General features: G+C 43.3%; 24 protein-coding genes and 1 tRNA gene. 16 read left to right on the forward strand and 9 right to left on the reverse strand.

Features of this window, described 5'->3' with window-relative positions:
- Window positions 1–102 precede the first annotated feature (102 nt).
- Window positions 103–2,262 (reverse strand): FAD-dependent oxidoreductase, encoded by a 2,160-nt coding sequence (locus ACR64J_RS04900; RefSeq protein WP_435950757.1) that lies wholly within the window; start codon window positions 2,260–2,262, stop codon window positions 103–105.
- A 364-nt stretch (window positions 2,263–2,626) separates the two neighbouring features.
- On the opposite strand from ACR64J_RS04900, the gene ACR64J_RS04905 reads away from it, so the two are divergent.
- Window positions 2,627–3,049, forward strand: a complete 423-nt coding sequence (locus ACR64J_RS04905; protein WP_435950758.1) for a tetratricopeptide repeat protein — start codon at window positions 2,627–2,629, stop codon at window positions 3,047–3,049.
- 180 nt (window positions 3,050–3,229) lie between these two features.
- A complete protein-coding gene (locus ACR64J_RS04910; RefSeq protein ID WP_435950759.1) occupies window positions 3,230–4,756 on the forward strand; it encodes an acetyl-CoA hydrolase/transferase family protein in 1,527 nt (508 codons plus the stop codon).
- 105 nt (window positions 4,757–4,861) lie between these two features.
- On the opposite strand, the gene ACR64J_RS04915 is transcribed toward ACR64J_RS04910, so the two are convergent.
- Complete coding sequence (locus ACR64J_RS04915; protein ID WP_435950760.1) at window positions 4,862–5,803, reverse strand: acyltransferase; 942 nt, start codon at window positions 5,801–5,803, stop codon at window positions 4,862–4,864.
- Window positions 5,804–6,150: 347 nt separating this feature from the next.
- Between ACR64J_RS04915 and arfB the strand changes: the two genes are divergently transcribed.
- The 3 genes from arfB to ACR64J_RS04930 are packed head-to-tail and all read left to right on the forward strand — an operon-like array spanning window position 6,151 to window position 8,529.
- Window positions 6,151–6,564 (forward strand): alternative ribosome rescue aminoacyl-tRNA hydrolase ArfB, encoded by a 414-nt coding sequence (gene arfB, locus ACR64J_RS04920; RefSeq protein ID WP_435950761.1) that lies wholly within the window; start codon window positions 6,151–6,153, stop codon window positions 6,562–6,564.
- Between the two features lie 36 nt (window positions 6,565–6,600).
- Window positions 6,601–7,329, forward strand: coding sequence for a cupin domain-containing protein (locus ACR64J_RS04925; RefSeq protein WP_435950762.1), 729 nt, complete (start codon window positions 6,601–6,603; stop codon window positions 7,327–7,329).
- Between the two features lie 54 nt (window positions 7,330–7,383).
- The gene (locus ACR64J_RS04930; RefSeq protein ID WP_435950763.1) at window positions 7,384–8,529 is read left to right on the forward strand and encodes a flavin monoamine oxidase family protein; all 1,146 of its coding nucleotides are present in this window, start codon (window positions 7,384–7,386) and stop codon (window positions 8,527–8,529) included.
- A 29-nt stretch (window positions 8,530–8,558) separates the two neighbouring features.
- On the opposite strand, the gene ACR64J_RS04935 is transcribed toward ACR64J_RS04930, so the two are convergent.
- From ACR64J_RS04935 to ACR64J_RS04945, 3 genes are all read right to left on the reverse strand, one after another.
- A complete protein-coding gene (locus ACR64J_RS04935; RefSeq protein ID WP_435950764.1) occupies window positions 8,559–9,386 on the reverse strand; it encodes an enoyl-CoA hydratase in 828 nt (275 codons plus the stop codon).
- Window positions 9,387–9,578: 192 nt separating this feature from the next.
- The gene (locus ACR64J_RS04940) at window positions 9,579–10,667 is read right to left on the reverse strand and encodes an HpaII family restriction endonuclease (protein WP_435950765.1); all 1,089 of its coding nucleotides are present in this window, start codon (window positions 10,665–10,667) and stop codon (window positions 9,579–9,581) included.
- Window positions 10,664–11,929 carry a DNA cytosine methyltransferase gene (locus ACR64J_RS04945; protein WP_435950766.1) on the reverse strand — a complete coding sequence of 422 codons (1,266 nt, stop codon included), beginning with the start codon at window positions 11,927–11,929 and terminating at the stop codon, window positions 10,664–10,666. The genes ACR64J_RS04940 and ACR64J_RS04945 overlap by 4 nt, the downstream gene beginning before the upstream one ends.
- 359 nt (window positions 11,930–12,288) lie before the next feature.
- On the opposite strand from ACR64J_RS04945, the gene ACR64J_RS04950 reads away from it, so the two are divergent.
- The 7 genes from ACR64J_RS04950 (at window position 12,289) to ACR64J_RS04980 (ending at window position 17,208) form a co-directional block, all read left to right on the forward strand.
- On the forward strand, window positions 12,289–12,984 hold the full coding sequence (locus tag ACR64J_RS04950; protein ID WP_435950767.1) for a hypothetical protein: 696 nt from the start codon (window positions 12,289–12,291) through the stop codon (window positions 12,982–12,984).
- Window positions 12,985–13,212: 228 nt separating this feature from the next.
- Window positions 13,213–13,671, forward strand: coding sequence for a hypothetical protein (locus ACR64J_RS04955; protein ID WP_435950768.1), 459 nt, complete (start codon window positions 13,213–13,215; stop codon window positions 13,669–13,671).
- Between the two features lie 31 nt (window positions 13,672–13,702).
- Entirely contained in the window at window positions 13,703–14,041 is a 339-nt protein-coding gene (locus ACR64J_RS04960) for a TIGR00366 family protein (RefSeq protein WP_435950769.1), read from the forward strand.
- A 73-nt stretch (window positions 14,042–14,114) separates the two neighbouring features.
- On the forward strand, window positions 14,115–14,762 hold the full coding sequence (locus ACR64J_RS04965; RefSeq protein WP_435950770.1) for a glutathione S-transferase: 648 nt from the start codon (window positions 14,115–14,117) through the stop codon (window positions 14,760–14,762).
- An 80-nt stretch (window positions 14,763–14,842) separates the two neighbouring features.
- A complete protein-coding gene (locus ACR64J_RS04970) occupies window positions 14,843–15,550 on the forward strand; it encodes a DarT1-associated NADAR antitoxin family protein (RefSeq protein WP_435950771.1) in 708 nt (235 codons plus the stop codon).
- Window positions 15,551–15,699: 149 nt separating this feature from the next.
- On the forward strand, window positions 15,700–16,683 hold the full coding sequence (gene rluF, locus ACR64J_RS04975) for a 23S rRNA pseudouridine(2604) synthase RluF (RefSeq protein WP_435950772.1): 984 nt from the start codon (window positions 15,700–15,702) through the stop codon (window positions 16,681–16,683).
- Between the two features lie 81 nt (window positions 16,684–16,764).
- Window positions 16,765–17,208, forward strand: coding sequence for an SRPBCC family protein (locus ACR64J_RS04980; RefSeq protein ID WP_435950773.1), 444 nt, complete (start codon window positions 16,765–16,767; stop codon window positions 17,206–17,208).
- A 71-nt stretch (window positions 17,209–17,279) separates the two neighbouring features.
- Here the strand turns inward: ACR64J_RS04980 and ACR64J_RS04985 are convergent, their stop codons facing one another.
- The gene (locus ACR64J_RS04985) at window positions 17,280–17,603 is read right to left on the reverse strand and encodes a DUF1244 domain-containing protein (RefSeq protein ID WP_435950774.1); all 324 of its coding nucleotides are present in this window, start codon (window positions 17,601–17,603) and stop codon (window positions 17,280–17,282) included.
- A 260-nt stretch (window positions 17,604–17,863) separates the two neighbouring features.
- On the opposite strand from ACR64J_RS04985, the gene ACR64J_RS04990 reads away from it, so the two are divergent.
- A complete protein-coding gene (locus ACR64J_RS04990; protein WP_435950775.1) occupies window positions 17,864–19,522 on the forward strand; it encodes an isovaleryl-CoA dehydrogenase in 1,659 nt (552 codons plus the stop codon).
- Window positions 19,523–19,803: 281 nt separating this feature from the next.
- On the forward strand, window positions 19,804–20,082 hold the full coding sequence (locus tag ACR64J_RS04995) for a peptidylprolyl isomerase (protein ID WP_435950776.1): 279 nt from the start codon (window positions 19,804–19,806) through the stop codon (window positions 20,080–20,082).
- A gap of 233 nt (window positions 20,083–20,315) precedes the next feature.
- Here the strand turns inward: ACR64J_RS04995 and ACR64J_RS05000 are convergent, their stop codons facing one another.
- From ACR64J_RS05000 to ACR64J_RS05010, 3 genes are all read right to left on the reverse strand, one after another.
- Window positions 20,316–20,951 carry a class I SAM-dependent methyltransferase gene (locus ACR64J_RS05000; RefSeq protein ID WP_435950777.1) on the reverse strand — a complete coding sequence of 212 codons (636 nt, stop codon included), beginning with the start codon at window positions 20,949–20,951 and terminating at the stop codon, window positions 20,316–20,318.
- A 23-nt stretch (window positions 20,952–20,974) separates the two neighbouring features.
- A complete protein-coding gene (locus tag ACR64J_RS05005; protein ID WP_435950778.1) occupies window positions 20,975–22,048 on the reverse strand; it encodes an HNH endonuclease in 1,074 nt (357 codons plus the stop codon).
- 287 nt (window positions 22,049–22,335) lie between these two features.
- Window positions 22,336–22,410 (reverse strand) — tRNA-Gly (locus ACR64J_RS05010).
- A 253-nt stretch (window positions 22,411–22,663) separates the two neighbouring features.
- On the opposite strand from ACR64J_RS05010, the gene ACR64J_RS05015 reads away from it, so the two are divergent.
- Window positions 22,664–24,322: an alpha-keto acid decarboxylase family protein gene (locus ACR64J_RS05015; RefSeq protein WP_435950779.1), complete on the forward strand. Its 1,659-nt coding sequence runs from the start codon at window positions 22,664–22,666 to the stop codon at window positions 24,320–24,322.
- A 309-nt stretch (window positions 24,323–24,631) separates the two neighbouring features.
- Window positions 24,632–24,967, forward strand: coding sequence for a GlpM family protein (locus ACR64J_RS05020; RefSeq protein ID WP_435950780.1), 336 nt, complete (start codon window positions 24,632–24,634; stop codon window positions 24,965–24,967).
- Window positions 24,968–25,096 lie beyond the last annotated feature (129 nt).

A 25,096-nucleotide genomic window follows, 5' to 3' on the forward strand; every position in this document is an offset into this window, starting at 1 on the left:
CCTTTTTTAATACATCGAGTTTAAAGGATCGAGAAAAAGACAAGTATCAGTGACCACTTCTTTTAAAGTTAAACAAGACCTAACCAAACACGCCATATTTCACTAGCCTCGACGCCACGTTTGATATTTCTCAACGATATCCAATAGTTTTTCAGGGGCATTATTACGCTTCCAATTACCTGCCGCGTATTTGTTCCCCTCAGTCCATGTCGGATACATATGTATCGTGCCCAGTATTTTGTTAAGTCCAAGGTTGTGCTTCATCGCTAGGATAAATTCACTCATAAACTCGCCTGCGTTTTCGGCGACGATGGTCACGCCAAGTATTTTGTCTTTACCTTTGGGCGTTATCACCTTAATAAAGCCATAATTAGCACTTTCGGTTACGGCGCGGTCGAGATCGGCAAAATTGTAATGCGTCACCTCAAAATCGATGCCTTTTTCGATAGCTTCTTGCTCATTTAATCCCACACGCGCCACTTCTGGATCGATAAAAGTCGTCCACGGAATCACGCGGTAATCGACTTTGAATTTTTTGAGATGACCAAATAGCCCATTGACCGCCGCATACCAAGCTTGATGCGAGGCCACATGAGTAAACTGATATGGTCCAACCACATCACCTGCCGCGTAGATATTAGGATATAACGTTTCCAAATACTCATCAGTATCGATAGTACGATCAGTCTGTATTCCAAGAGCTTCAAGGCCATAACCTTCAAGGCGTGCGCTACGACCGACTGCGCAGATTAACTGATCATACTCAATTGCGATCTCTTTTGAGTCATCCATAGCTTGAGCGATGATGAATTTTATGTCACCGCGCCGCTCGCAGCGAATAGCTTGATGCGAGGTCAAAACGTTTACGCCACTCTGTGTCAGGACTTTTTTTGCAAGTTGTGATACCTCGACATCCTCTTTTTTGATTAAGCGCTCGCTACGTTCAATTTGAGTCACACTAGAGCCTAAGCGCGCAAACGCTTGCGCTAATTCTGTGCCGATAGGTCCGCCGCCTAATACCACAAGATTTTTGGGTGTCTCTGTGAGCTGGCTAAACTGCTCCCACATCGTATCGCTAGTCACGTAGCCGGTATCCTCTAACCCTGGTAAATCAGGTACAAAGGGGCGCGCGCCGGTGGCGATAACGATCGCGCGCGCAGTTAGCCGCTGCGTGCCACCGTCGTTAAGTGCAATCTCTACCGTCCACGGATCGATAAAGGTTGCATAACCTTTGAGCACCTCAACGCCAAGCTCGGTATAGCGCTCAACACTATCATTAGGCGCGATATCAGCGATTACTTTGTTGATGCGAGCCATAATATTCTTGAAGTCAAATTGCGGCTCAGTATTATCAAGACCATAGCGCTCGGCGTGGCGCATGTGTTCAGCGACTTTGGCGCTTTTAATCAGTGCTTTGCTCGGCACGCAGCCGTAGTTCAGACAGTCGCCGCCCATCTCGCCCGCTTCAATCAAGGTTACCTTTGCTCTTACTGTCGCCGCGATATAGCTGGTTACTAAGCCGCCAGCCCCTGCGCCTATCACAATCATATTGCGATCGAATTTTTTGGGCTTGCTGTAGTTTTTATAGACGCGGCGTTTTTTTATTAGGTTGATAATGGATTTGGCTATTAAGGGAAACACCCCTAGTAGCACAAAGGATAAAATCAAATTAAAAGAGAGTATGCCAGATAGGCTCTCAATCTGTGCCAGTTGCGTCCCAGCGTTGACGTAGACAAAGGTGCCAGCGAGCATACCGATTTGACTGACCCAATAAAACGTCCACGTCTTAATCGCAGTGAGACCCATTAGTAAGTTGATAATAAAAAAGGGAAAAATAGGCACTAAGCGCAGGGTAAACAGGTAAAACGCGCCTTCTTTTTTGACCCCATTATCTATAGACTCCAGGCGGTCAGGAAAACGCTGCTTGATGGTATCGCGAAGCAAATAGCGCGAAACTAAAAACGCCAAAGTTGCACCAATACTTGAGGCAAAAGAAGCGATCAAAACGCCTTGTACTAACCCAAATAACGCCCCTGCAGCTAGCGTCAAAATAGCAGCGCCGGGTAAGGATAGGGCGGTGACCAATACGTATAGTAAGAAAAACCCACCGATAATGAGTAGCGGCGACTGCGCTTTGTACTCATCAAACTGATCCATCGAGCCCTTTAAACCTTCAAGGGTCAACAGATCGTTAAGACCAAAATAAAAAAATCCAATAACTAAAATCATTACAAGGAGTACGAGCGCTATTTTTTTTATCATGGGTTGTCCAGTGAAAGGCAAGAAAAAGGGGTGTCCGCTTTAGGATGATAGCGATTGTAAGAGTACGCTTCACCTTTTATAAAAGCAGTTTGATAACCGTTACTTTTAAAACTTTTATATATTTGAGTGATTGTTCAAATAAAATCAGAGCACAGCAATAAAAAGATCGGACATTAGCATTGTAGTCGTTATTGAGCGTTTGTTCAAGTTTACATAAGAGGGCAATTTCAGTGCTTTAAAAGGGTAAATCAGTGCTTAAAAAGATTAAATAGTAACCCTTTGATGTCGAATCAGGTAGCATATGCACTTAAGATGTAAGCGCTATCAGTATTATTATCTGTAGACTAAAAAAAGGGCAATAAGCATGATCAATACCAAAATTTATAAAGCCATTTATGCCTTGGCAGAGGACTTGCTTGAGGCTGATCGCATAGGAGATCAGCTGCAATTTGATACACTCTATCGCGAGCTTAACGCCCTTTGCATAGATAACGAGGACACGCCAAAGGATCATCCTGAGCAGTGGGAGACGCTGGCTGACTTTACCGCAGATTTGGATGAAGCGCTGGTCATTTATGACAAAGCGCTAGCTAAGGCGACAGCGATGAATTCAAAAGATCATCTAGCCTCTATCGCTTACTCTATGGCAGTACTGCAGATCGAAAAAGAGGATAAAGCGGCGGCGATACAAAGCCTTCAAAATGCTAAAGTCGCTGCGAACAAGATTGAAGATAAAGAGTTTAAGGTTGAGATTGATGAGTTGCTTGCTACTTTGTTGGTTAACTAGGGTTCATCATCGAAATTTTACCGACTTAAGTGTCCTTAAAAATGCCAAAATCGAGTATACTTATGCCACTGCGCTTGTATTTTGGCGCAAAGTTGTTCAAGATATTGCATTAACAAATCTTTCAGACGCCCTCCCTTAGTTGAGGGTTACTTTTAATATGGACGTTATTAGGATACTAGTATGAGCTCTAACAATCATGAAGACCGCGTACAACACGAAGGCTTACGCGATAAGATTATGTCGGCCCAAGAGGCTGCCTCATTTGTAAAAAACGGTATGACCTTGGGTATCGCAGGATTCACAGGCGCAGGCTACCCTAAGTTTGTACCAACGGCGATCGCTAACCGTGCCAAAGAAGCTCATGCCAATGGCGAAGAGTTCGGTATCGGTATGCTAACGGGTGCATCTACCGCTCACGACTGCGATGGTGTTTTGGCAGAAGCTAACTGTGTTAACTTTCGCGCGCCGTTTCAATCTGATCCTGCTATGCGCAACAATATCAACGCGGGCAACACGCATTACGTCGATATGCATTTGTCACACTTTGAGCAGCAAGTACGTTTTGGCTTTTATGGCGATATGGACATTGCGCTAATCGAAGCGACTGCTATTACGCCTGAAGGCAAGATTATTCCATCGATGGGTATCGGTACCAATAATCAATGGCTGAAAACTGCCAAAAAAGTCATCATCGAAGTCAATTCGCGCCAAAGTATGAAATTAGAGGGCATGCATGACATCCCTGATGACATTGGTGCGCCGCCTCATCGTCAGCCGATTCCTATCGTCGATCCTGCCAACCGTATTGGTACACCTTATTTAGAGTGTGATCTGGATAAGATTGTCGGTATTGTCATGACGGATGCGCCTGATCGCAATAGTAAATTTGCTGATCCTGATGAAAACTCTAAAACGATCGCTTCACAGATCATTGAGTTTTTGGATCATGAAGTCAAACAAGGTCGCCTGCCAAAGAACTTACTGCCACTACAGTCAGGCGTCGGTAACGTTGCCAATGCTGTGTTGATGGGTCTACAAGACAGCCCGTTTGATAATTTGATGGGTTATACCGAAGTGTTGCAAGATGGTATGCTAGATCTAGTATTAAGCGGCAAGATGGCATCAGCGTCGGCAACGGCATTATCCTTTAGCCCAGATGCTTTGCAGCGCTTTAATGACAATATTGACTTTTTGCGTAATAAGCTTATTTTACGCCCACAAGAATTTACCAACCATCCTGAGGTCATTCGCCGCCTAGGTATTATCGCTATGAATGCCATGATCGAAGGGGATATCTATGGTAACGTCAACTCGACGCACATCATGGGTACCAAGATGATGAATGGTATTGGCGGCTCAGGTGATTTTACCCGTAACTCGCATTTCTCATTCTTTGTGAGTCCATCAACCGCTAAAGGCGGCGCGATCTCTGCTATCGTGCCGATGGTATCGCACCACGACCATACTGAGCATGATGTAATGTTCTTGGTCACTGAGCAAGGATTTGCTGATTTGCGTGGTAAATCGCCGCGTCAACGCGCTAAGCTCATTATCGATAACTGCGCGCATCCAGACTATCGCCCAATGCTTCAAGACTACTATGAGCGCGCTCAGAAGTCAGGTCCACTGCATACGCCGCATATTCTTGATGAGGCACTGTCATGGCATCAGCGTTTTGTTGAGACCGGTGACATGCGTATCAAGTAATTATGATTGTGCAATAAACAAAAGCCCCTTATCGAGAGATAAAGGGCTTTTTTGTGTATAAAACTACTCAATCTAGGTCTAAAAAACTTACTCTGCAAAAAAAATTTACTCTTCAAACTTAGCAAGCATCTCATTAATACGCGCGTCTTTGTCTTGCCATATCTGCTCAACCCAAGCAAACATCTGCGCTTTGACGTCCTCATCCTCCTCGTAACCACCGTTTTGAATAGCAGCGACCAAATTATCAGGCACCTCAAGGTAGCGCACATCGACGCTTAGGCGCTGAATGTTGCCTTGCCATAAATCAGCGTAGGTCGGAATGCCATCAGGATAAACGATAGTCATATCCAGTATTCCGTCTATCTCATCGCCTAAAGCGTTGATAGCAAGAGCGAGGCCGCCTGCGCGCGGTTTGAGCAAATGGGTGTAAGGGGAGTTCTGTTTATCGCGCTTAGCCTGAGTAAAGCGCGTGCCTTCCAAATAGTTGAGCAAGGTAAAAGGCTTGTCTTTGAGCAGTGAGCAGGCACGTTTGGCCTCAATGATGTCTTTGCCTTGTAGCGCAGGGTTTTTGGCGATTTGTTTTTTGGAGTGACGGCGCATCATCGGAAAGTCCAAAAAGTAAAAGGTCTGACCGACGATAGGGATATATATCAGCTCAAATTTGGTAAAAAACCGCGTCAGGGGCAGACGGTCTTGGCTAATGTACTGCACGATACTGGTATCAACCCAAGATTGATGATTGCTCACGAGCAAGTACTTACCGCTGGTATCGACATCCTCTGGCAGCTGGATACGCCAGTCTTTCTTGGGGAGTACCGTATCGATTACCGCATTATTACTTTTAATCCAGTGATTGGCGATTTTGATGACTGCTTTGTCAGCGACATCAGCACCAGTGATGATTTTGGTTGCGCCCATAAGCCAAACAGGAATGCTACCTGCAAAGCTATTGCCCAAAATGACACCAGTCGCCGTCGCCAGTGAGACCGCTTTGCCAAGCTTTGGCGTACGGTCATGCATTTTTTGAAACACTGAGGCCAAGCGCATGTAAAATCCTTTTTTATAGCTAATTTTATTCGCTGAATATTTTAGCAGAAATCGCTACAAAAGTAGTCGGTCAGAGATGACTGGTGATTGCACAAGACAAGCGGCGATATATACCCAATCATCTTTGATAAATGATAATGGATACCAAAAACAATGACAGGTATTAGAGTAACTCTGTAAAATAAGCAGACACAAAAAAGCACCTGATAAGGTGCTTTTTGACTTAGTATAATTCGTTATTTTATTAGTTAAGTTTTACATCTGAAGTTACACAATTGCATAAATAGCGTAGATTATTATCAAATAATGCCCCATATACCAAATATTCAAACCAATAAAAGACAATTATGATTTTTATCAGTAATACCATTAGCCTAAGTGAAAGTGAGGTCGAGATTAGTGCTATTCGCGCACAAGGAGCAGGCGGGCAAAACGTCAATAAAGTCTCGTCTGCTATACATTTACGCTTTGATATTAACGCCTCAAGTCTAAGCGACTCTCAAAAGCAGCGCTTGCTCGCTAGTCAAGATAGCAGAGTGACTAAAGACGGCATTTTTGTGTTAAAAGCTCAGCAGTACCGCACCCAAGAGCGTAACAAAATAGATGCCTTTGAACGTCTTAAAGCCTTTATCTTGCAAGCAACCCAAGTCGCCAAGGCGCGCAGACCCACTAAGCCTAGCAGAAATGCTAAACGTAAACGCGTCGATCAAAAGACCCAGCGCGGCAAAACCAAAGCGCTACGCGGCAAGGTAGACTTCTAAGCTGGCTTCTCTTAACTCAAATTTGGATACTATCCTATGTTAATTAATGCAGATTTTTCGCGTCGTGCTGAGCTACCGTCTGAAGAACACCAGTGGGTAAAGTCCCCGCAAGGCGGCGTTGAGCGCGTGATGCTCGATCGCGTAGGCGCGGAAAAAGCGCGCGCGACGAGTCTTGTGCGTTATGCGCCAAGCTCTCACTTTCCCCGTCATCAGCACCCAGGCGGCGAGGAGATTTTGGTATTGTCAGGGACGTTTTCAGCCGATGACGAGCATTACCCTGCAGGCTGGTACTTGCGTAATCCACCAGCGTCAGGTCACACTCCCTTTAGCGATGAAGGAGCGATTATCTTTGTTAAGCTGCGACAGATGCTAGCATCAGAAAATCGTCATGTCGCTATCGACACGTACGATAACGCTAACTGGCAACGCGTCGGCAGCCGGGAAGTTTGTCCTTTATATTCAAGTGAGCACTCTTTAGACAACCGTGAGCAGGTCAGCTTGCAGCGTTTGGGTGCAGATGAGGTTTTGTTCAGCGATGATCTACTTGCCCAATTGACGACAGGCGGCGCAGAGCTATTAGTTGTCAAAGGTACGCTTATAGAAGGGCATCAAACTTATAATAAAGACAGTTGGATACGTATGCCCACAGCTACCGCAGCTACGTCGTCGTCGATAAAAGCAGGGTCGCAAGGCGCTACCGTCTATCTTAAGACGGGTCATTTAGCACAAGTGATTGGCGCAGATGTCGAAGATTTGGACGTTTAATGAGCTCGATTTTCACATTTACGATTTGAGACCTTTAATACAAGAAAAATAAATATGACAAATATACCTGTAGCTATTATTGGGGGCGGGTTAAGTGGTCTATACGCCGCTTATTTACTAGAGAAACAAAGTATCGATTATGTCTTGATAGAAGCGCGTCCTACTCTGGGTGGTCGTATTTTAGATAATAGACTCTTAAGAGACTCAAACTCTGAGCAGACGACTTCACAACATCTTGGCTCTGATAATGCAAAAGATGTAGATAGCTTCGATTTAGGGCCCTCTTGGTTTTGGCCTGAGTTTCAGCCGCAGCTAAGTGCTCTGGTCGATGAGTTAGAGCTTGAGACTTTTGCACAGTTTGAAGAGGGTGATACATTAATCGAGCGCGCTCCTAACGAGCCTGCTATGCGTACATTAGGGTATAAAAGCTCACCGCCATCTATGCGTATTAAAGGTGGCATGAAGGCCTTGATCGACGCTTTATATCATCGCCTTGATCCTTCAAAAGTAGTCACAGGTCAGAGAGTGAAAAGCCTTGATTATACGGATGGTTTTGCGCGAATAACGAGTGAAGATAAGGTAGGGCAAGTGAAAATATGGCAAGCAGAGCAAGTGTTATTGGCACTGCCACCTCGTTTGGTCGAAGCCAGTATTACCTTTGAACCTGAGTTGCCGACGGACTTGAGGGATGAGTGGCGCAATACCGCGACTTGGATGGCGCCTCATGCCAAATACTTTGCGGTTTATGATACCCCTTTTTGGCGCGGGCACGGTCTCTCTGGCGCTGCTCGTAGCTCGCAAGGACCAATGGTTGAGATTCATGATGCCTCTATCATGGATGGCAGCGGCGCGCTATTTGGCTTTGTAGGCGTACCTGCATCTGTCCGTCAAAGCGTCTCAACTGAGGTACTAAAAGAGCATTGCCGCACGCAACTGGTACGTTTATTTGGTGAGCAAGCAGGCGCGCCAAAGTCTGAATATCTCAAGGATTGGGCACAAGATTCATTTACCGCGACGCTAGCCGATGCCAGTAGCAACGGTCAGCATCCACAAGCGCCTCAATCTCAGCCAATATCAGGTATATGGGCGGATAGTCTGACAGGGATAGGTAGTGAGTGGTCGCCAAGTTTTTCGGGATATCTCGCAGGTGCTGTCGAGGCGGCAAGCCTTGGGGTACAAAGCTTGCCTAAAGGGCTATAGTTAAAAATATTGTTAATAAAGACAAAGCACTAATGTCCTGTCCACACCGCATGACGCTTTTGAATAAAGGCGTCAATACCTTCGCTAACATCGTTCGCCATCATGTTACCAGTCATCACCTTGCCCGCGTACTCATAGGCGTGCGGCAGATCCATATCTAGCTGCTTGTAGAACATATCTTTGCCCGTTTTGATGGCGACAGAGGATTTGCTAGTGATAGCATCGATCAAGGATTGTAGCGCGGCGTCCAGCTGATCGGCTGTTGCCACGCGATTGACAAGCCCTTGTCTCATAGCAGTATCGGCATCGATAAACTCGCCTGTAATCAGCATCTCAAAGGCTTGCTTGCGAGAGAGGTTACGACTGACTGCAACGGCGGGAGTGGAACAGAACAGTCCAACATTTATCCCAGAAGTCGCAAACTTAGAATCGTCTGAGGCGACTGCCAAATCACAAGCAGCGACCAGCTGACAACCTGCCGCCGTTGCAATGCCTTGTACTTTTGCAATGACGATTTGCGGCATACGGTTTAGAGTTAGCATCATCTGACTACACTGCTTAAACAGTGCTCTATGAAAGGCCTCATCGCTATGAGCGCGCATCTCTTTGAGATTGTGACCAGCACAAAATGCCTTACCCGTAGCGGCGATGACGACCACGCGAACCTTTTCATCTTGCGCGATATCATCAAGCTCGGTTTGCATAGCGTTGAGCATATCAACCGACAACGCATTGAACTGTTTAGGACGATTAAGTGTCAAAGTGACAACACTATCAGCGCTGTTTTCTCTAATGATAAACGGCTTGTTGGTCTCGTTGGCGCTTTGACTAGTCGCCTCTGTATTTGTAGTATTCATCTATCTTCCTTGATAAGCAGTGTTCGTTATCGTTAATCATAGCATGGCTTGTTTTTTATACAATTGAATCAGGTCTTATAAAAAATTAGTAATACTATAATTTCAAACTAAATTATACCTAGGTGATCCTCTCATTTTGCTTTATGAAGTAATCCAAGATAGTAAGATTCATTGAATGTTGAGACATTGAAGCTATTTTATAAAGCGGATTTGTAAATTCAAATTAAAATATAAATCCTCACCTTCTTGATAAATACTGCCAAAAGTATATCTTGTCGTGCTTGCTGTTTCTAGTTTGGTATTAGTAAACAAATAGTCCTCAAAGTCATTCCTATTATAAAGGTGATAGCAAAGTACCTCGCCATCATCTTTAACCACCAAGTACCCGCCAGTAGCATCATATTTTCCAGTCCAAACCTTAGCAGGTGTTAGACCTAATGCCATATCGGTAAGCATCTTTTTTACCTTGTAGGTGTAAAAACGGTGTTCATTTGAATTATCAAAGCCGATAGGGTTTGAGTTTTCTATCAGTTGAACCAAGTCAGCTACAGTAGATGAGTCTTTAGTATAAAAACTAAGAAGCATCTCACTGATTATTTGGGGCAAAAGGCTATCAATTAATATGAGGTTATTTGAAAAGGTGCTATTTAAGATTTTATCAAACGTCAGAATACCACCCAGTATTTTTATTTTTGCGACCCTGTCTATAATTTTTTTGCGACCCTCAATGGCGTTTATTTCAGCTAATTGAGTGCTTGTTAACCCATTAACTTTATAGCGAAAGTTTGTAGTTTTCCCGGCGTTTAATAAAGTCGAGGGGCTGCCAAGCTGCGATTTGATACTAAAGCCAAGGACAGGTTGTTGATTGGTTTTTTCATCGTGAATCACGATGGTGATATCGGTTTTTTGAGTGGATGATGCTTTTAAAGATTTACAGTGGATTTGCTCCATAAACGATTCTATTTCTGGAATAGCAAAAGTAGTGTTTTTAAGTTTTTTATTATTTAGAACTTGCTTAAGAGTTATCTGTGCTTTTCGCGTAAATTCTTCGGCAGGTAATCTCAATAGCTCTTTTCCATTTGAGGATATGAATACTATGTTTTGATTGATTTGGTATTCAAAATCTCCGCTTGCTTCTGTTCTTAAGACTTTGATTACTGGGTAAACGATATCTTCTAGCTTTTCCAGCGATTCGTTACCTGCATAAAGTTTTTCTTCACCTAACACTTTGAGGAGGGTATAAATCTCGCTCCATTCACCGATATTGCCTTTTACCGTCATTGTATTTCCAAAGTATTAAGTATTTGTTTAGCGGTTGCTTGAATAGCTGGAACTGCTACCGAGTTACCAAACTGTTTATACGCCTGAGCATCTGAAACCACAAGTTTATAACTGTCTGGAAAGCCTTGAAGTCTTGCCCATTCTCTCGGTGTCATTTTACGGACACCCTCACGGTTTACTTCACCTTTGATATTAGTGACGGGTGTGAAGTTGGTTAATCTATTGTCTAATACTAAATTACGTTCTCGTCCCATGCCACCACAAACGACTGCATTGGCAATACCGTCATTGTTTAAAATTTCATAACCAAAACCATTACCTTTATCGGCATGTCGTTTTTTATGTTCTACTAATGTAGATAGATATTGTTTGGATAGATAGTATTTAACAGACACTTCTTTTTCTTCAATAATATCGCTAACACAAGTATCCAAAGACAGTGGCTCAGGGTACTGGAATGAATTTATATTTAAGTCTTTTCTAAAACCCACTATAAATATGCGCTCTCGGTTCTGAGGTACTCCAAAGTCTTTTGCATTCATTATCTTTGGTTCTGGCACATAGTATCCAAGATCTTCTCTTAGCACATTTAATATGGTTGCTAAGGTTCTCCCTTTATCATGGTTGGTCAAACCTTTAACGTTTTCTAAGAAAAAAGCTTTAGGTTTGTGTTTGGCAATAATTTCAGCGACGTCAAAAAAAAGAGTCCCTCTAGTGTCCTCAAATCCACCTCTTTTGCCAGCGATAGAAAACGCCTGACAAGGAAAACCTGCACATAAAATATCAAATGACTTAGGGACGGCAGCCTTAGTTTCAGGAAGGGTAATATCACCAAAGGGTAACTTTCCAAAATTGGCTTTATAGGTCTGCTTTGAATAAGTATCCCACTCACTCGAAAAAACACAACTGCCGCCAAGGTTTTGCAATGCCAATCTAAAACCACCAATACCAGCAAATAAATCTATAAAAGTAAATTTCGGGTTCTCAGGCGCTAGGAATGGGTAGTCTATGTTTACATTGTTCTCAAGTGAACTCATGACATTTTCAACTAAATCCTCAGATATGGTCTCATTAGGAAACTTCCATGATAATACGGCCTCTAAAAAGTCAAATGCTTCAACTTTGAAGTGATCAGAGTATAAGTTATTTGTATTATTCAAAAAGTGAGTCAGTGCTGCAATCTTATTTTGCTGATGGATGAAGTCTTTTTTAAACTTCCTATTTTCAAGGATTTCTTGCAAGAAGTTATCTGTAATTTTCATGAACAGGTCTCATAGTTGAGTAGGCTGGACTCTAACTTGACTCATTGTCAGGTCATCTCTCAAGTACTAAGCTAAAGCCACTTAAAGGCTATTATATAACAACTGAATGTCCGATTTTGTGATATCTGATGACTTCTTTTTTGGTCTATATAGGTTTCTAGGATAATAGTAATACAGTTCCTAAATATGGGTAGTAGTTTGAAGCGAAGCGTCTGCCTATAACACAAGCCTATATTGCCATTACTACAGTCGGTATATCCAAAAGCCGCTAGATAAGCGATAATACCCTCATAAATTTGCATCCAAGCGAATCACCGTTCAAATCGATAACCATAAACTTTTAGATACAGGCATCTTACATGTCCAATAATAACCCTTATAATTTTGTACCGCTCAATCCTACGGGCAGAGATGACAAAGACGGCGTCAATACGTACTCACCTGAGGACATGATCAAGATATACGAGCAGCAGTTCCTTATTCCCGTACCCAAGGACGAGCTGACCGAGTTTTTGCCCGCGCTAAAGCGTTTTTATAATATCGATGACAACACTTTAGATGTCAGCGCCGTGATCTTTGATGCCATAGCGGACGCGACGATTATTTATAATCACAAGGTAAAAACAGGCGAGTATCAAATAGTAGGAAGCTTAGTCACAGAGCAGATTGAAGTAGACGCAGACGAAGAAAGCCATGAAAGCTTAGACAACCAAGCCTACACGATAGACTGTATGCGTACGTTTTTTATCAATGATGTCAAGATACCTTATCATTTTAATTTGTTCGTTCAAGGCGATGGATACTCAACATTGACCGAAAGAGACACGGTCCTTGAGAAGATATACTGGCTTGTCCATGCTGGGTTTGAGGAGCATCTATTAGATAACCCTGATAACCTAGATAGTTTAGAGTCCATCAATGAAGACCTTGCCCGCTTAGGCATTACAGAGATGGATCTGGCGACCGTACATCAACTGGTTGATTATATCGAAGACCACATTATTGATGATGACATGATTGATGCGCTAAACGCGCTAATAGATGACGCTGAGTAGGTTTACCTTAGAGTAACTTTTACGCTCTAGACAGTCGTAGTTACCCTTGTTACTATGTGCACATCGTGGGTTTAACAGGTTTGCGCCGCTATAAATACGGACAATCCTTGCAACTTCCAGCACGATACAAAACAATTCTGGTAAAGCGCATGAGCCTGTACTCCGACATCCTCATTTGTGCCTAATTTTATTATTTTGCCGGAGTCATAGGATAAGGTATCACCTATCATGAACCACAGCACTTCTCACGCCAAATACACACGCCAATATCGTTCGCGTCATCCTCTTGCACAGTATGCGATCAGTCAAATAGAGACACTTGAGCTACGCGCGCAGGACATCATAAAAGCCATGGGTTATCCTACCAAACATACCTTGCCAGCGTGCGAGCGCCTGCGTCATGTGTTGTCCAATCAATACCTTGGGCTTGACGGTAGTTATAGGGACGGATACTTTACTGCCGATGCGTTTTTAGCTAAGCTGTTCACAGTACTCGAGATGCCCTATGAGCTGTTCGCCGAGGATACCGCGCAGATCAAATATGAATTAAACCCCAACTTACACGCCTTGCCCAAATACAGCTTGCGAGATGACATTAATATTCAATTTGATAATACCAAACTGCTGCTCGATGCGACTAATGACTATAAATTTACTGTCCAGCAAAAAAAGACCGATAGCGCCTAGTGTTTAAGCGGCCTCCGGGTTGGCGGGGTTAATGTCTGAGGCTTTTGTCAGTGTCTCAACCGAGCAGACGCTGCCGCTTTTTGCCTTTTTGAGCGCAGGGCTGGTCAATTTCTTTGTGCCATCAGGCGGCGGGCAGTGGGCAGTACAAGCACCAATTATGTTAGAGGCGGCCGACATGCTAGGGAGCGACCCCTCGCGCGTTGCGATGGCGGTGGCATGGGGCGATGCTTGGACAAACATGATTCAGCCATTTTGGGCACTGCCAGCATTAGCCATTGCTGGACTCAAAGCCAAAGATATCATGGGCTTTTGCGTCATTGTATTGCTTGTCAGCGGCGTGATAATCGCTTTAGGACTCTTATTCTTATAAATAACACTCAATAAATAGACCTTGCCTGCTAGACTGGTGAGGTCTTTTTTGTATTTCAACCGTGAGACTGATTATGACTGCTTCCTTGCCACTCTTATATTCCTTTCGCCGCTGCCCTTATGCCATGCGGGCGAGGCTTGGTATTTTGTTCTCAGAGCAGCAAGTTGTACTGCGAGAAATCGTACTAAAGGATAAACCCGCGCAGATGCTAGCGATTAGCCCAAAGGGTACAGTCCCTGTATTGCAACTGAGCGATGGTCAAGTGATTGAAGAGAGTAGGGAGATCATGGAGTGGGCGCTTGCGCAAAATGATCCGCAAGATTTGCTTGATGCCCAAGTGTTGCAGCAAGCCAATACGCTGATCGATCAAAATGATCATGAGTTTAAGCACTGGCTGGATCGCTACAAATACGCAGATCGTCATCTTGAAATGACCCAAATTGAATATCGGCAAAAAGGCGAGACGTTTTTGCAAGTTTTAGAGGAGCTACTTACGCAGAACTTGTATTTGTTAGCAGATAAAGTAACGCTTGCTGACATTGCTATTATGCCTTTTGTGCGTCAATTCGCTCATGTCGATCGCAATACTTTTTATGAATTGCCCTATCCAAATGTGCAGCGCTGGCTGAATCATTGCCTGGCACACACTCTATTTTTGCAAGTCATGACCAAGTATCAGCCGTGGGCGGAGGGCGATGAGGTTGTGGTTTTTGGTGTTTAGTGTCTAAAATCATCATATAAGAACACTCAAACCGAACTCTTGCTATAATGCCCAACGCTATAAAATAAAGATTATCAACTATGGAACACAACGCTGTAGAACAAAAACCGGTATTTATGCCAAGAGTCAATAGTGACAATTTGGTCAAAACAGATATGGTGAGAGTAGAGCGCCATGTTGGGTTTGCCAGTCGCCAAAAGAAAAAATCTATCAATGATTTGCATCAAGTCATCCGCAAAAAATATGGCTTTAGCAATGTCTTAGAGATGTCTAGCAAATCAGGTAATAAGCTGAGCTTTTTGCTCAGTCCACTCAGCCTACAACTCACTGACGAGGATAGCGGCGGGCAGTATAGTGTCGAGAATATCTTTCAGGCGAGTAAAGTATTTGAGCGTGGTGGCCCTTTTACAGATTTGCTTACTACTGCGCCAAGACAAGCTAAAAAGGACGAGCGCTTGCATCACTCAGGTCAGCTTATTGGCTACAATGATTTCGGTATGGAGTGGGGCATAGAGCCTTTGACTGTATTTTATGACTGGTTATACATCAATGCGCTCAAGCAAAATACGCAGCTTCATGATGAGGTTATGCAGTATCAAGCTTTTACCGATATTACGTTTAATCCCAAAAAGTCTATCCACTGCGCCGCTTATTCGCTAGCAATGTTTGTAGCGCTTAGCAAACGAGAGTTGCTCGATAAGGTTGAAGATGCAGGCACGTTTTATGACTTGCATACTGAGTTTACCGTCAGTAATACCGAGCAATTATTAGAAAAAGGCTGGTTTTGATAATCAACCATTCTAGATGCACGTTGAGTGCTACTGGTCTCTGCTGAGGTAAGCACCAAATTTCCTATATAATGCAATCTCCTTTATGATGATTCATTCGATTTAGGCTCTTTAACAAAACAGCTTTTAATTAGACAAAACGGTGCTCTATGTTTAACGCGACCACGACTCGATTAAATAAATATATTAGCGAAAGCGGTATATGTTCTAGGCGCGACGCTGATCGCTTTATCGAACAAGGTAATGTATACGTTAATGGCAAGCGCGCGCAAGTCGGCGCGCAAGTGAGCGCAGGAGATGCGGTAAAGGTGAATGGACAACTTATCGAGCCGCGAGAGCCCGATGATTTTGTGTTTATCGTTTTAAATAAACCCGTTGGCATTGTCAGCACCACTGAAGCTTCAGAGAAAAACAACATTGTCGATTTTGTGAGGCATAGTTTACGTATTTTCCCCATTGGCCGCTTGGACAAAGACTCGCAAGGGTTAATCTTTTTGACCAATAATGGCGATCTGGTCAACAAGGTACTGCGCGCGGGCAATAATCACGAAAAAGAGTATTTGGTGACGGTGAATAAGCCGATAACCGATAGTTTTATTGAGGGTTTAGCAGGTGGCGTCCCTATACTAGGGCAGATGACCAAGAAGTGCCCCGTGACAAAGGTTGCGCCCACCGTCTTTAATATTACCTTAGTGCAGGGGCTGAACCGTCAAATCCGCCGTATGTGTGAGCATTTTGGCTATGACGTCGTCAAGCTTGAGCGTACGCGAATTATGAATGTCAGCCTCAAGGGTATTCCCGTTGGCGACTGGCGAGATCTGACCGAAAAAGAGTTATCTGTATTGCTTAAATCTATTGGAGAGTCGTCTTCAGAAGATAGCAATGCAGGTAAAAAGTCTCGCAACGGCCCACGAAAAAAATCTCGTAGCAATACATCAAAATCGGCTTCTAAATCAACGGGCGCCGCAAAGGATAATAAACACTCTAAAGAGGGCGCTAGAAACCCTAAGGGTTCAAAGGGTAGGGATGGGCGTCCTGCTGGTCGCGGTAAGCATTCAGGTGGCAAGGGCAAACCTGCTGGCAATGGCAAACGCCCTGCTAAAGGCCGAGGGTCTAAGCGCTCTTCACGATAATTAATTCTTAAAGTGTGGTTGCTTAATTAAGTTTTGAGATGGCAATAAGCTAAATAATTTTAATCTTAACGAGATAATAGTATGTTTAAAATAAAAGTAGAACGTATCGTCAAAAAACCGATTAACGACGTGTTTGAAGCACTCAGCGACCATGCTAGTTATGGGTCATTTAAAGCGGTTGGGGCTGCTAAGCTAGTAACGGAAGGTAGCGAGGAGCGAAATGGTGTCGGCGCTTTACGCGTGATTCAAACCGGGCCTGTTAAATTTTGGGAGCGAATCAAGGCATTTGAGCGTCCTACTCATATGCAATACAAAATCGAGAAATCTAGACCGATGAAAATGCAACATGATAAAGGTGTCATTGATCTAAAAGACTTAGGGGACGGCACCACACACGTCACTTGGGTATCTGAGGGTCGCTTGATGTTACCATTGCCATTGATCGGTCGCCTATTTGACCGTCAAATGCAAAAACAAGGAACCGTAGGGTTCAGCAGCATACTTAAATCTATAGAAAGCCGCTAAAGTCGCGGCAAGGTTGAGTGATTGGTGTGTCTTAGGGTGCGTGTCAAAATTAGGGTATAGAGTGCGAGTAACTATTGTTTGTCTTCATCAGACTTGTTTTTTGCAGCTTCAATCTCGTTAAAGCGCGCTAATTGCTCGGGTGTTGCTTTTTGCTGATATTTCTCTTTCCACTCAGAATAGGGCATACCGTAGATAAGCTCACGCGCATCTTCATAATCAATATCAATACCGCGCTCCTCCCCAGCCGCTTTGTACCATTTGGATAGACAGTTGCGACAAAAGTCAGCAAGGTTCATCAGCTCAATATTTTGTACATCTTTGCGCTCGTCTAAATGGGCGAGCAAGCGGCGAAATGCCGCGGCTTCTAATTCAGTGTTTGATTCTAGTTTTGCCATAAGATTTACCTGATTATTGATATGTATTTGGGTGTATATTTTCTATTATACAGAACGCTTTAGAGACAATGATAACCTGTTGTTCTAAGGTTAAGCAAAAAAGCCTCACTACATATTGAATACTATATGAATTAGCCTACGCTTATATCGCTATCTAATCATTACTGGATAAAACAGATGCGTTGCATTTTAAGACGAGACTATAATACTGACTACTAAAGCCTAGGATAGGCCATTTAAAACCAAGGAAGATAACCATTATGTCAATTGTAAATCAATTTCATACTCATGAGGTGCAAAATCAGCCTTATGCCTTAGCCAATTATAATGCATGGGAAACAGACATAGCGCTAAAAGAAGCAGTGGCTCGAGAGGGCGCGTCTTGGGCAGAGAATCATTTGAGCGAGTTTGGTGCACTTACTGGTGGTGAGCTGATCACTAGCGGTTTTTTGGCTAACGAGAACAAGCCTAAACTGCGAAACTTTGACAGTTATGGACGGCGTATAGATGAAGTAGAGTTTCATCCAGCCTACCATGATTTGATGAGGGCGGGCATGAAGTATGGCATGAGCAATTTTGCCTGGCGTAATGAAGAGCGCAGTAGCGCGCACGTGGCACGCGCCGCCGTGATGTATTTAGGGTCACAGCCTGAGGCCGGGTTTGGGTGCCCGATGTCTATGAGCTATGCTGCAATTGCTGCACTACGACATGCGCCTACACTGGCCGATAAATGGTTACCTAAGTTGTTATCTTCAGACTATGATCCGCGTAGCTTACCTATGGAGGAGAAGCTAGGCTGTACTATGGGCATGGGAATGACAGAAAAACAAGGCGGCTCAGACTTACGTCGTAATACGACGAAAGCTACGCTACAAGAGGACGGCTCATATAAAATTATCGGTCATAAATGGTTTTTCTCAGCGCCAATGTGTGACGCTCACCTTGTTTTGGCCCAGTCAGAAAATGGTCTTAGCTGCTTCTTAGTACCGCGTTTTTGTCCTGATGGCACGCGCAATGCTATCCAAGTACAGCGCCTAAAAGACAAATTAGGCGACTGGTCAAATGCCTCATCAGAAGTAGAGTTTCAAGAAGCGTTTGGCGAGTTAGTGGGCATAGAAGGTCGCGGTATCCCGACAATTATTGAAATGGTAGCGCTAACCCGACTCGACTGTATGATTGGCTCATCAGCACAAATGCGTCAAGCTATCGTTCAAGCTATTCATCACACCAGCCAGCGCGAGGCATTTGGTAAGCTACTCATTGATCAGCCTATTATGCGTAATGTGTTGGCAGATTTAGCCTTAGAGTCAGAAGCTGCGATTGCCCTAACTATGCGTATTGCTCGCGCGGTTGATAGCATCGACCACGACCCTCATGAAGCCGCCCTTGCGCGTATCGCCACGGCCATTGGCAAATATTGGATATGCAAACGCACTCCTGTCCTTGTCAATGAGGCGCAAGAATGTCTAGGAGGTAATGGCTATGTGGAGGAAACTATTATGCCGCGTCTCTACAGACAAGCACCGCTCAATTCAATTTGGGAAGGCAGTGGTAATGTACAATGTCTAGATGTGCTTCGAGCATTAAAAAAAGAGCCCGAAACTCGCGATGCACTATTCACAGAGCTGCAAAAAGCAGCAGGTAAAAACTCTGATTATGATGCTGAACTCAAGCGTCTGACAGGGCGTTTTGAGGATACTCAAACCTTGGAGTTCCGTAGCCGTTACGTGATTGAGCGCCTAGCATTAATGCTACAAGCGTCTATCTTGCTACTCACTGACAATACTGAAATCGCAACGATATTCTGTCGCTCTAGGCTTGCAAATGAGCATGGCTTAGCCTTTGGCACTTTGAGTCCTGACGCCCCAGTGGATCTATTAATTGAGCGGGCTGCGGGTGCTACGCAAGCGGTTTTATGAGCTATTAAGTGTTTTAGACGAGCTATCTTCGTAGAGGCATTGATACATAATTATATTAGAGAATTATTAAAAAATGTCCTTTGTAAATCGCTTTTTACAGGTACAACATATCGTTCAAGCTATGGGTGACCCTAAAATAGAGTACATAGTTGACTCACTATAAAACTGATAATATTAGCGTATCGATTTTATTTCGAATCGATCATACCAGTTAGGTCAGCACCCAAAGTAAGTAGTGATACAATGCTCTGATAATCAATATGTTATAAAAGGTTTATATTATGGCTCGTACCGCTAGCGCATTACATATTTTAGTAAAAGACAAAGAAGTGGCTGAGGGGATTATTGCTAAGCTTAAAAAAGGCGCTCAGTTTGATGTGCTGGCTAAGAAGCATTCAACCTGCCCATCAGGTAAAAAAGGTGGCAGCTTAGGCGAGTTTGAAAAAGGCGATATGGTAGGGCCATTTGATAAAGTCTGCTTCAACGGCGAGCTGTTTATCCCGCATTTAGTCAAGACCAAGTTTGGCTGGCATGTGGTAAAGGTGCTTTATAGAACCTAGGCGTTAGAGTTTATAGATACATAAAAGCTCTGAGCTGTTTTAAAAGATGGTGCATACAACTAAGCCAGACAACTTAAGCTGTCTGGCTTTTCTTATAAGTAATACTTATTTGTCTGACAAAAATTATGCTCACATGTATAGGTACTTCAATCAGGCAAGTATAATCGCAGTATTCACATACAATATAGCCTAAATAAGCATATTAAATTATTTAATGTAAGAATTTAAGTGTATCATCGCTTAATCATAATATTAAACCACTTTTCATCTCTATCTGCTCTTTGATCATCAGTAAGCCAAATTTCGTCTTTGAATTCATGGTTGGTTTTTTGCTTGATAGTTTCCCAGCGTTTTTCATTCATATCGCAAAAAAAGCGACTATCTTTCACGCGCTCACTATTACCGTATTTAAATGATGCGTAAAACACACCATCGTCTGTAAGCATGTGTAGTAATCCATCTATTAATTCAGGCAACTCATCATAAGCCACATGAAGCAATGAAGCGCATGCCCAGATAGCGGTAAATTGACGTTGCCAGTCTTTTTGGATAAGGTCTTGAAAACTAGCACAATGCCACTCAATCGTATCTTGATAGTCCATGCGCTTTTGAGCAGCCGCTTTTGCAAGGTCAAGTAATGCCGAGCCACTATCAATAGCAGTAACATTAAAGCCTAAACTGGCAAAATGTATACTGTCACGACCTGAACCGCAGCCTAAATCCAGTATTTTTTGTTGGTTTGGTGGTCTAACAGGCAGGTTATTTATAAAGGGTTGATATAGTAGACGCATATTTACATCGATGGTTTGCTCAATGAATGAGTGTGCATTGCTGTTATAAAAGGCTAGGGTATTTGATTGGTTTATCATAGGTTATATATCGCTGACTATTATCAGAAAAGACTACAGCCTTGTTGTTTAGGGTGCCAAACATGAATCAAATGTTCTTTTGAGAAGTTAAAAGACTTTTGCAAAAACTGTTGACGCGTCTTTTCATTTTTACCCGTTTGATTGATCAAAGTCTCACGTAAGGGGTGGTGACTGCCAATCAAATATTCGTTGCGTGTGTGCAGTCTTTTTAATAATTCAATATTAGGGACTTGAGCAGATTTACCGTCTATACCACGATTGCAATAAGAGCAAGCAAGTACTAGATTCCAAACACCATCGACATTAACTGGACGACAGCAACCAGCGGTTGCTACTTGGGGTTTTAAAGTGTGCGGAAAGAAGTGGTCAACGTCTGCTAGCATCGAGTCATTAGGAGCAACGCTGATTTCTGTAAAGCAGTAAAAGCATCTACTCTTTTGATAACCGTTTAATGCGCCTCTTGAACTGGTGATATCAATGCGGCGATGTTTAGTATCTTGAGTAAATAGCTGTTTGGTATCTTGGTCAAATTCGACCGCAATTAAATTTTTATTTAAATTAAGTTCCCATGCTTTTTCAACCAAATTCCAACGTGATTCTGTCTCAAAATTGAGGTTTTCAGCCGAGTGATCAAACACATAGAATAATTTAAACAAGTTATCTGTTAGACGTATTCCTTTATTATGCTTGCGCTCATCAATAAAAAACGCTTCATTAATCACATCATAGAATCGTTCTTGCACCGCTTTGGTATTGACCACATGAAAAGCGTTCAAAACGTATTTAAATCCTTCTTTATTCGTGATATCAATGAGTTCGTCTTCGCTGATTTGTTGATGGTTAAATTGAATGCAAGCATTGATAAACTTACTACTACCAAAAGTGCTCTGTTTAGGGCTATGTTTTAGATGTTCACAAAGATGCGTGGCGTAGGGCAGTGCTAAATCTTCCAGTGAAATTAAATCAGAATCTCTCTCCAAACTGACATCGATTAACGTTTTGGCAAGCGCGAATTTATAAGAAGCCGTGTTTCTACCAAACAAAATAATAGCTCGCCAGTAGTTTTCTAGCGTGGGTTCAACATCTATAAAGTTCATGAATGGCTCAATCTATCATTAATTAGAATGGACTGTGTTGATAGTCGACTCTAATAGTACTATAACTTTAACGATTGAAACGAGCTTTTGATATAAGAAGTGAGGCACGGTTTGGGCACCAAATGGGCACCATACCGAAAACGAGCTTTTCGATTAAGTAGCTAAACTTAACTAAAACAGAAAAGATATTTCGAAATATCTTCTACAACCCTTAAAGATCGGACAAAAAAAAGCCTCACCGCTCATATAAAGAGTAGTGAGGCTTTTGTGCTTTATCAAAGCAAATTTGGAGCGGGAAAAGAGATTCGAACTCTCGACCCCAACCTTGGCAAGGTTATGCTCTACCACTGAGCTATTCCCGCTAAATCATCGTATTAGCCATACCTAAGCATCGCCAGATGATGACAGCATATTATACGTATATTTATTAGTCTGTCAATAATTTTTGTATAAATTATCTCAGTCATCAAACCACGTGTGACTTCAAGATTGTCTTATGGTATAACATATTTTTATAATAAGTATTCCATAATATTTGTGAAGTACAAAACAGCTTTAAAGCTGCAACTACACTTATAACCCTAATGCTAGAACTATAAAACAAGGACAACAAACATGACTCAACCTTATACTATTGCTGATTATCTATTTGACCGAGTAGCAGAAGCAGGAGCTTCTGAAGTATTTGGCGTGCCAGGCGACTACAACTTATCATTTTTAGATAACATCATAGCCTCGGACAAGCTGCGTTGGGTCGGCAATACCAATGAGCTAAACGCAGGATATGCTGCAGACGGCTACGCTCGCGAGCGTGGCTTTGCAGCGATGGTGACTACTTTTGGCGTGGGCGAGCTGTCGGCGATTAATGCGACTGCAGGCTCGTTTGCTGAGTATGCGCCAGTATTGCATATTGTTGGTGCCCCTGCGACATCACTGCAAAATGCCAAGAGCCGTATTCATCACTCCTTGGGCGATGGCGTTTTCAATCACTTTATCAAGATGGTTGAACCTGTAACTGTCGCGCGTGCGCAGATTACTCCAGAAAATGCGGCATCAGAGATTGACAGAGTGATACGCATGACCCTCAAAAAGCATCGTCCAGGCTACTTAATGCTCTCACCCGATGTGGCAAAGCTGCCGATCTATCCACCAACGACCAAGCTAGATGATAGTCAAGAAGATATCACAAGCGCTGCTGCACTGAGCGCATTTAAACAAGCATTAACTGATTTTTTACCCAATAAAACAACCACCTTGATGGCTGATCTAATGGTGCATCGTTTGGGACTACAAGAGGAGCTTAAAGCCTTAATCTCTGATACCGATGTGCCTTATACCACCTTGTCATGGGGCAAAAGCTTACTCGATGAACAAGGCGAGCGCTGGGTGGGCACCTACTCAGGTGTTGCCTCCAGACCTGTCGCCAAAGATGCAGTTGAGAACTGCGAATGCTTGATCAAAGTTGGGGTCAATTATACGGATACGACGACCGCAGGATTTAGCCAAAATATTGATGAAAAATCAGTGGTTGATTTGCACTATGAGCGCGCCAGCATAGGTGGGCAAAATTTTGCCCCAATCGCACTAAAGGACAGCTTGCAAGCTGTACACGAGGTGATGACCTCAGGTATCAATATCATACCTATGCCACTATGTGAGCCTATGACGCCTCACGAGCAGATTGGCGCAGATAGCGAAGCGATACGTCAAGACGACCTATGGCACATCATCGCCAAAGGTCTGACCCATAACAATCTAGTATTCGCTGATCAAGGAACGGCGTATTTTGGTATTAGCGATACGCGCCTGCCTGCTGGAGTGACGTGCTACGGACAACCGATGTGGGGCTCAATTGGCTATACTTTGCCCGCTAGCCTCGGCGCTGGGATTGCTTCCACGCACAAACGCAGCGTACTACTGATAGGCGATGGCTCGGCACTATTAACGATTCAAGATATCGCGGTCATGCTCAAAGAAGGCATCAACCCCTTTATCATACTGGTTAACAATGACGGCTATACCGTTGAGCGTGCGATACATGGTGAGAACCAACCTTATAATGATATTCCGCATTGTGATTGGCAAGTAATGCTGCAAGCCTTTGGTGGTAATGAGGCCAATAGCTTAACGTTAAGAGCCCAAACAGCAGGCGAGCTAAAATCTGCACTACAGACAGCGGCGGCAACGACGGATAAACTGGTAATGCTAGAGGTGATAACCGATAAGCACGATATCCCGCCGCTACTTGCTGATATCACTAAGGCCCTGCAATAACGAGCAGGTACTTAATGCATCGAACAATTCAAAAACCCTATTTAGTCCTGAGCTAAATAGGGTTTATCGTAGATATTACTGATCAAATTCTATATAGAGGCTATTGTGTCATGACAAACTGAGCTATGCTTCTGTTAGTGATATAGTTAATCCTAAATAAAAAGAATACAGCTATGTCAGCGTGTTACTGGTATAAATTTTCCTTGCGTGCTGCGTCCCCAGAGGCTGCGCAAAATTCATCCCAGTAGCACTGTGTTTGTTTTATAGTGGATCGACTATATATAACGTGATAAGGGGAGGCACCTCATTATGATCTGGGTAAAGATGATTATTGGTGCGCTCATGGTATTGTTGATACAGCTTTTCGCACAGACGCGCTTTTTTTATTTGGCGGCTTTGGCACCGCTTTTTCCAACCTTTACGCTTATTAGTCACTTTATCGTTGGTACTGAACGTAGCGGTGCAGACTTAAAGGTCGCGTTAATCTTTAGTATGCTAGGCGTCATACCGCATCTGATTTATACGCTCGTGGTCTTTTTTGGTATTAATTATATGAGCTTGTACAAGGCTCTGCTATTGGGCGTTGTGGCATGGTCTATCGCCGCCGCTATATTAGTCATTGTATGGCAATATATACAAGCCTAGGGTCGTTCTATTTACTCCTCTTCTATATATAGACATGCTTGCCTAAGTTAGTGACTACTGTAGCCATTCCTGCTTTTCGCTGCTATCTTGACGGCACGCAAGATCAGGCACTAAAGACCGTGCCGTTCC

Source organism: Psychrobacter sp. DM8, from assembly GCF_051307025.1.
Classification (GTDB): Bacteria; Pseudomonadota; Gammaproteobacteria; order Pseudomonadales; family Moraxellaceae; genus Psychrobacter.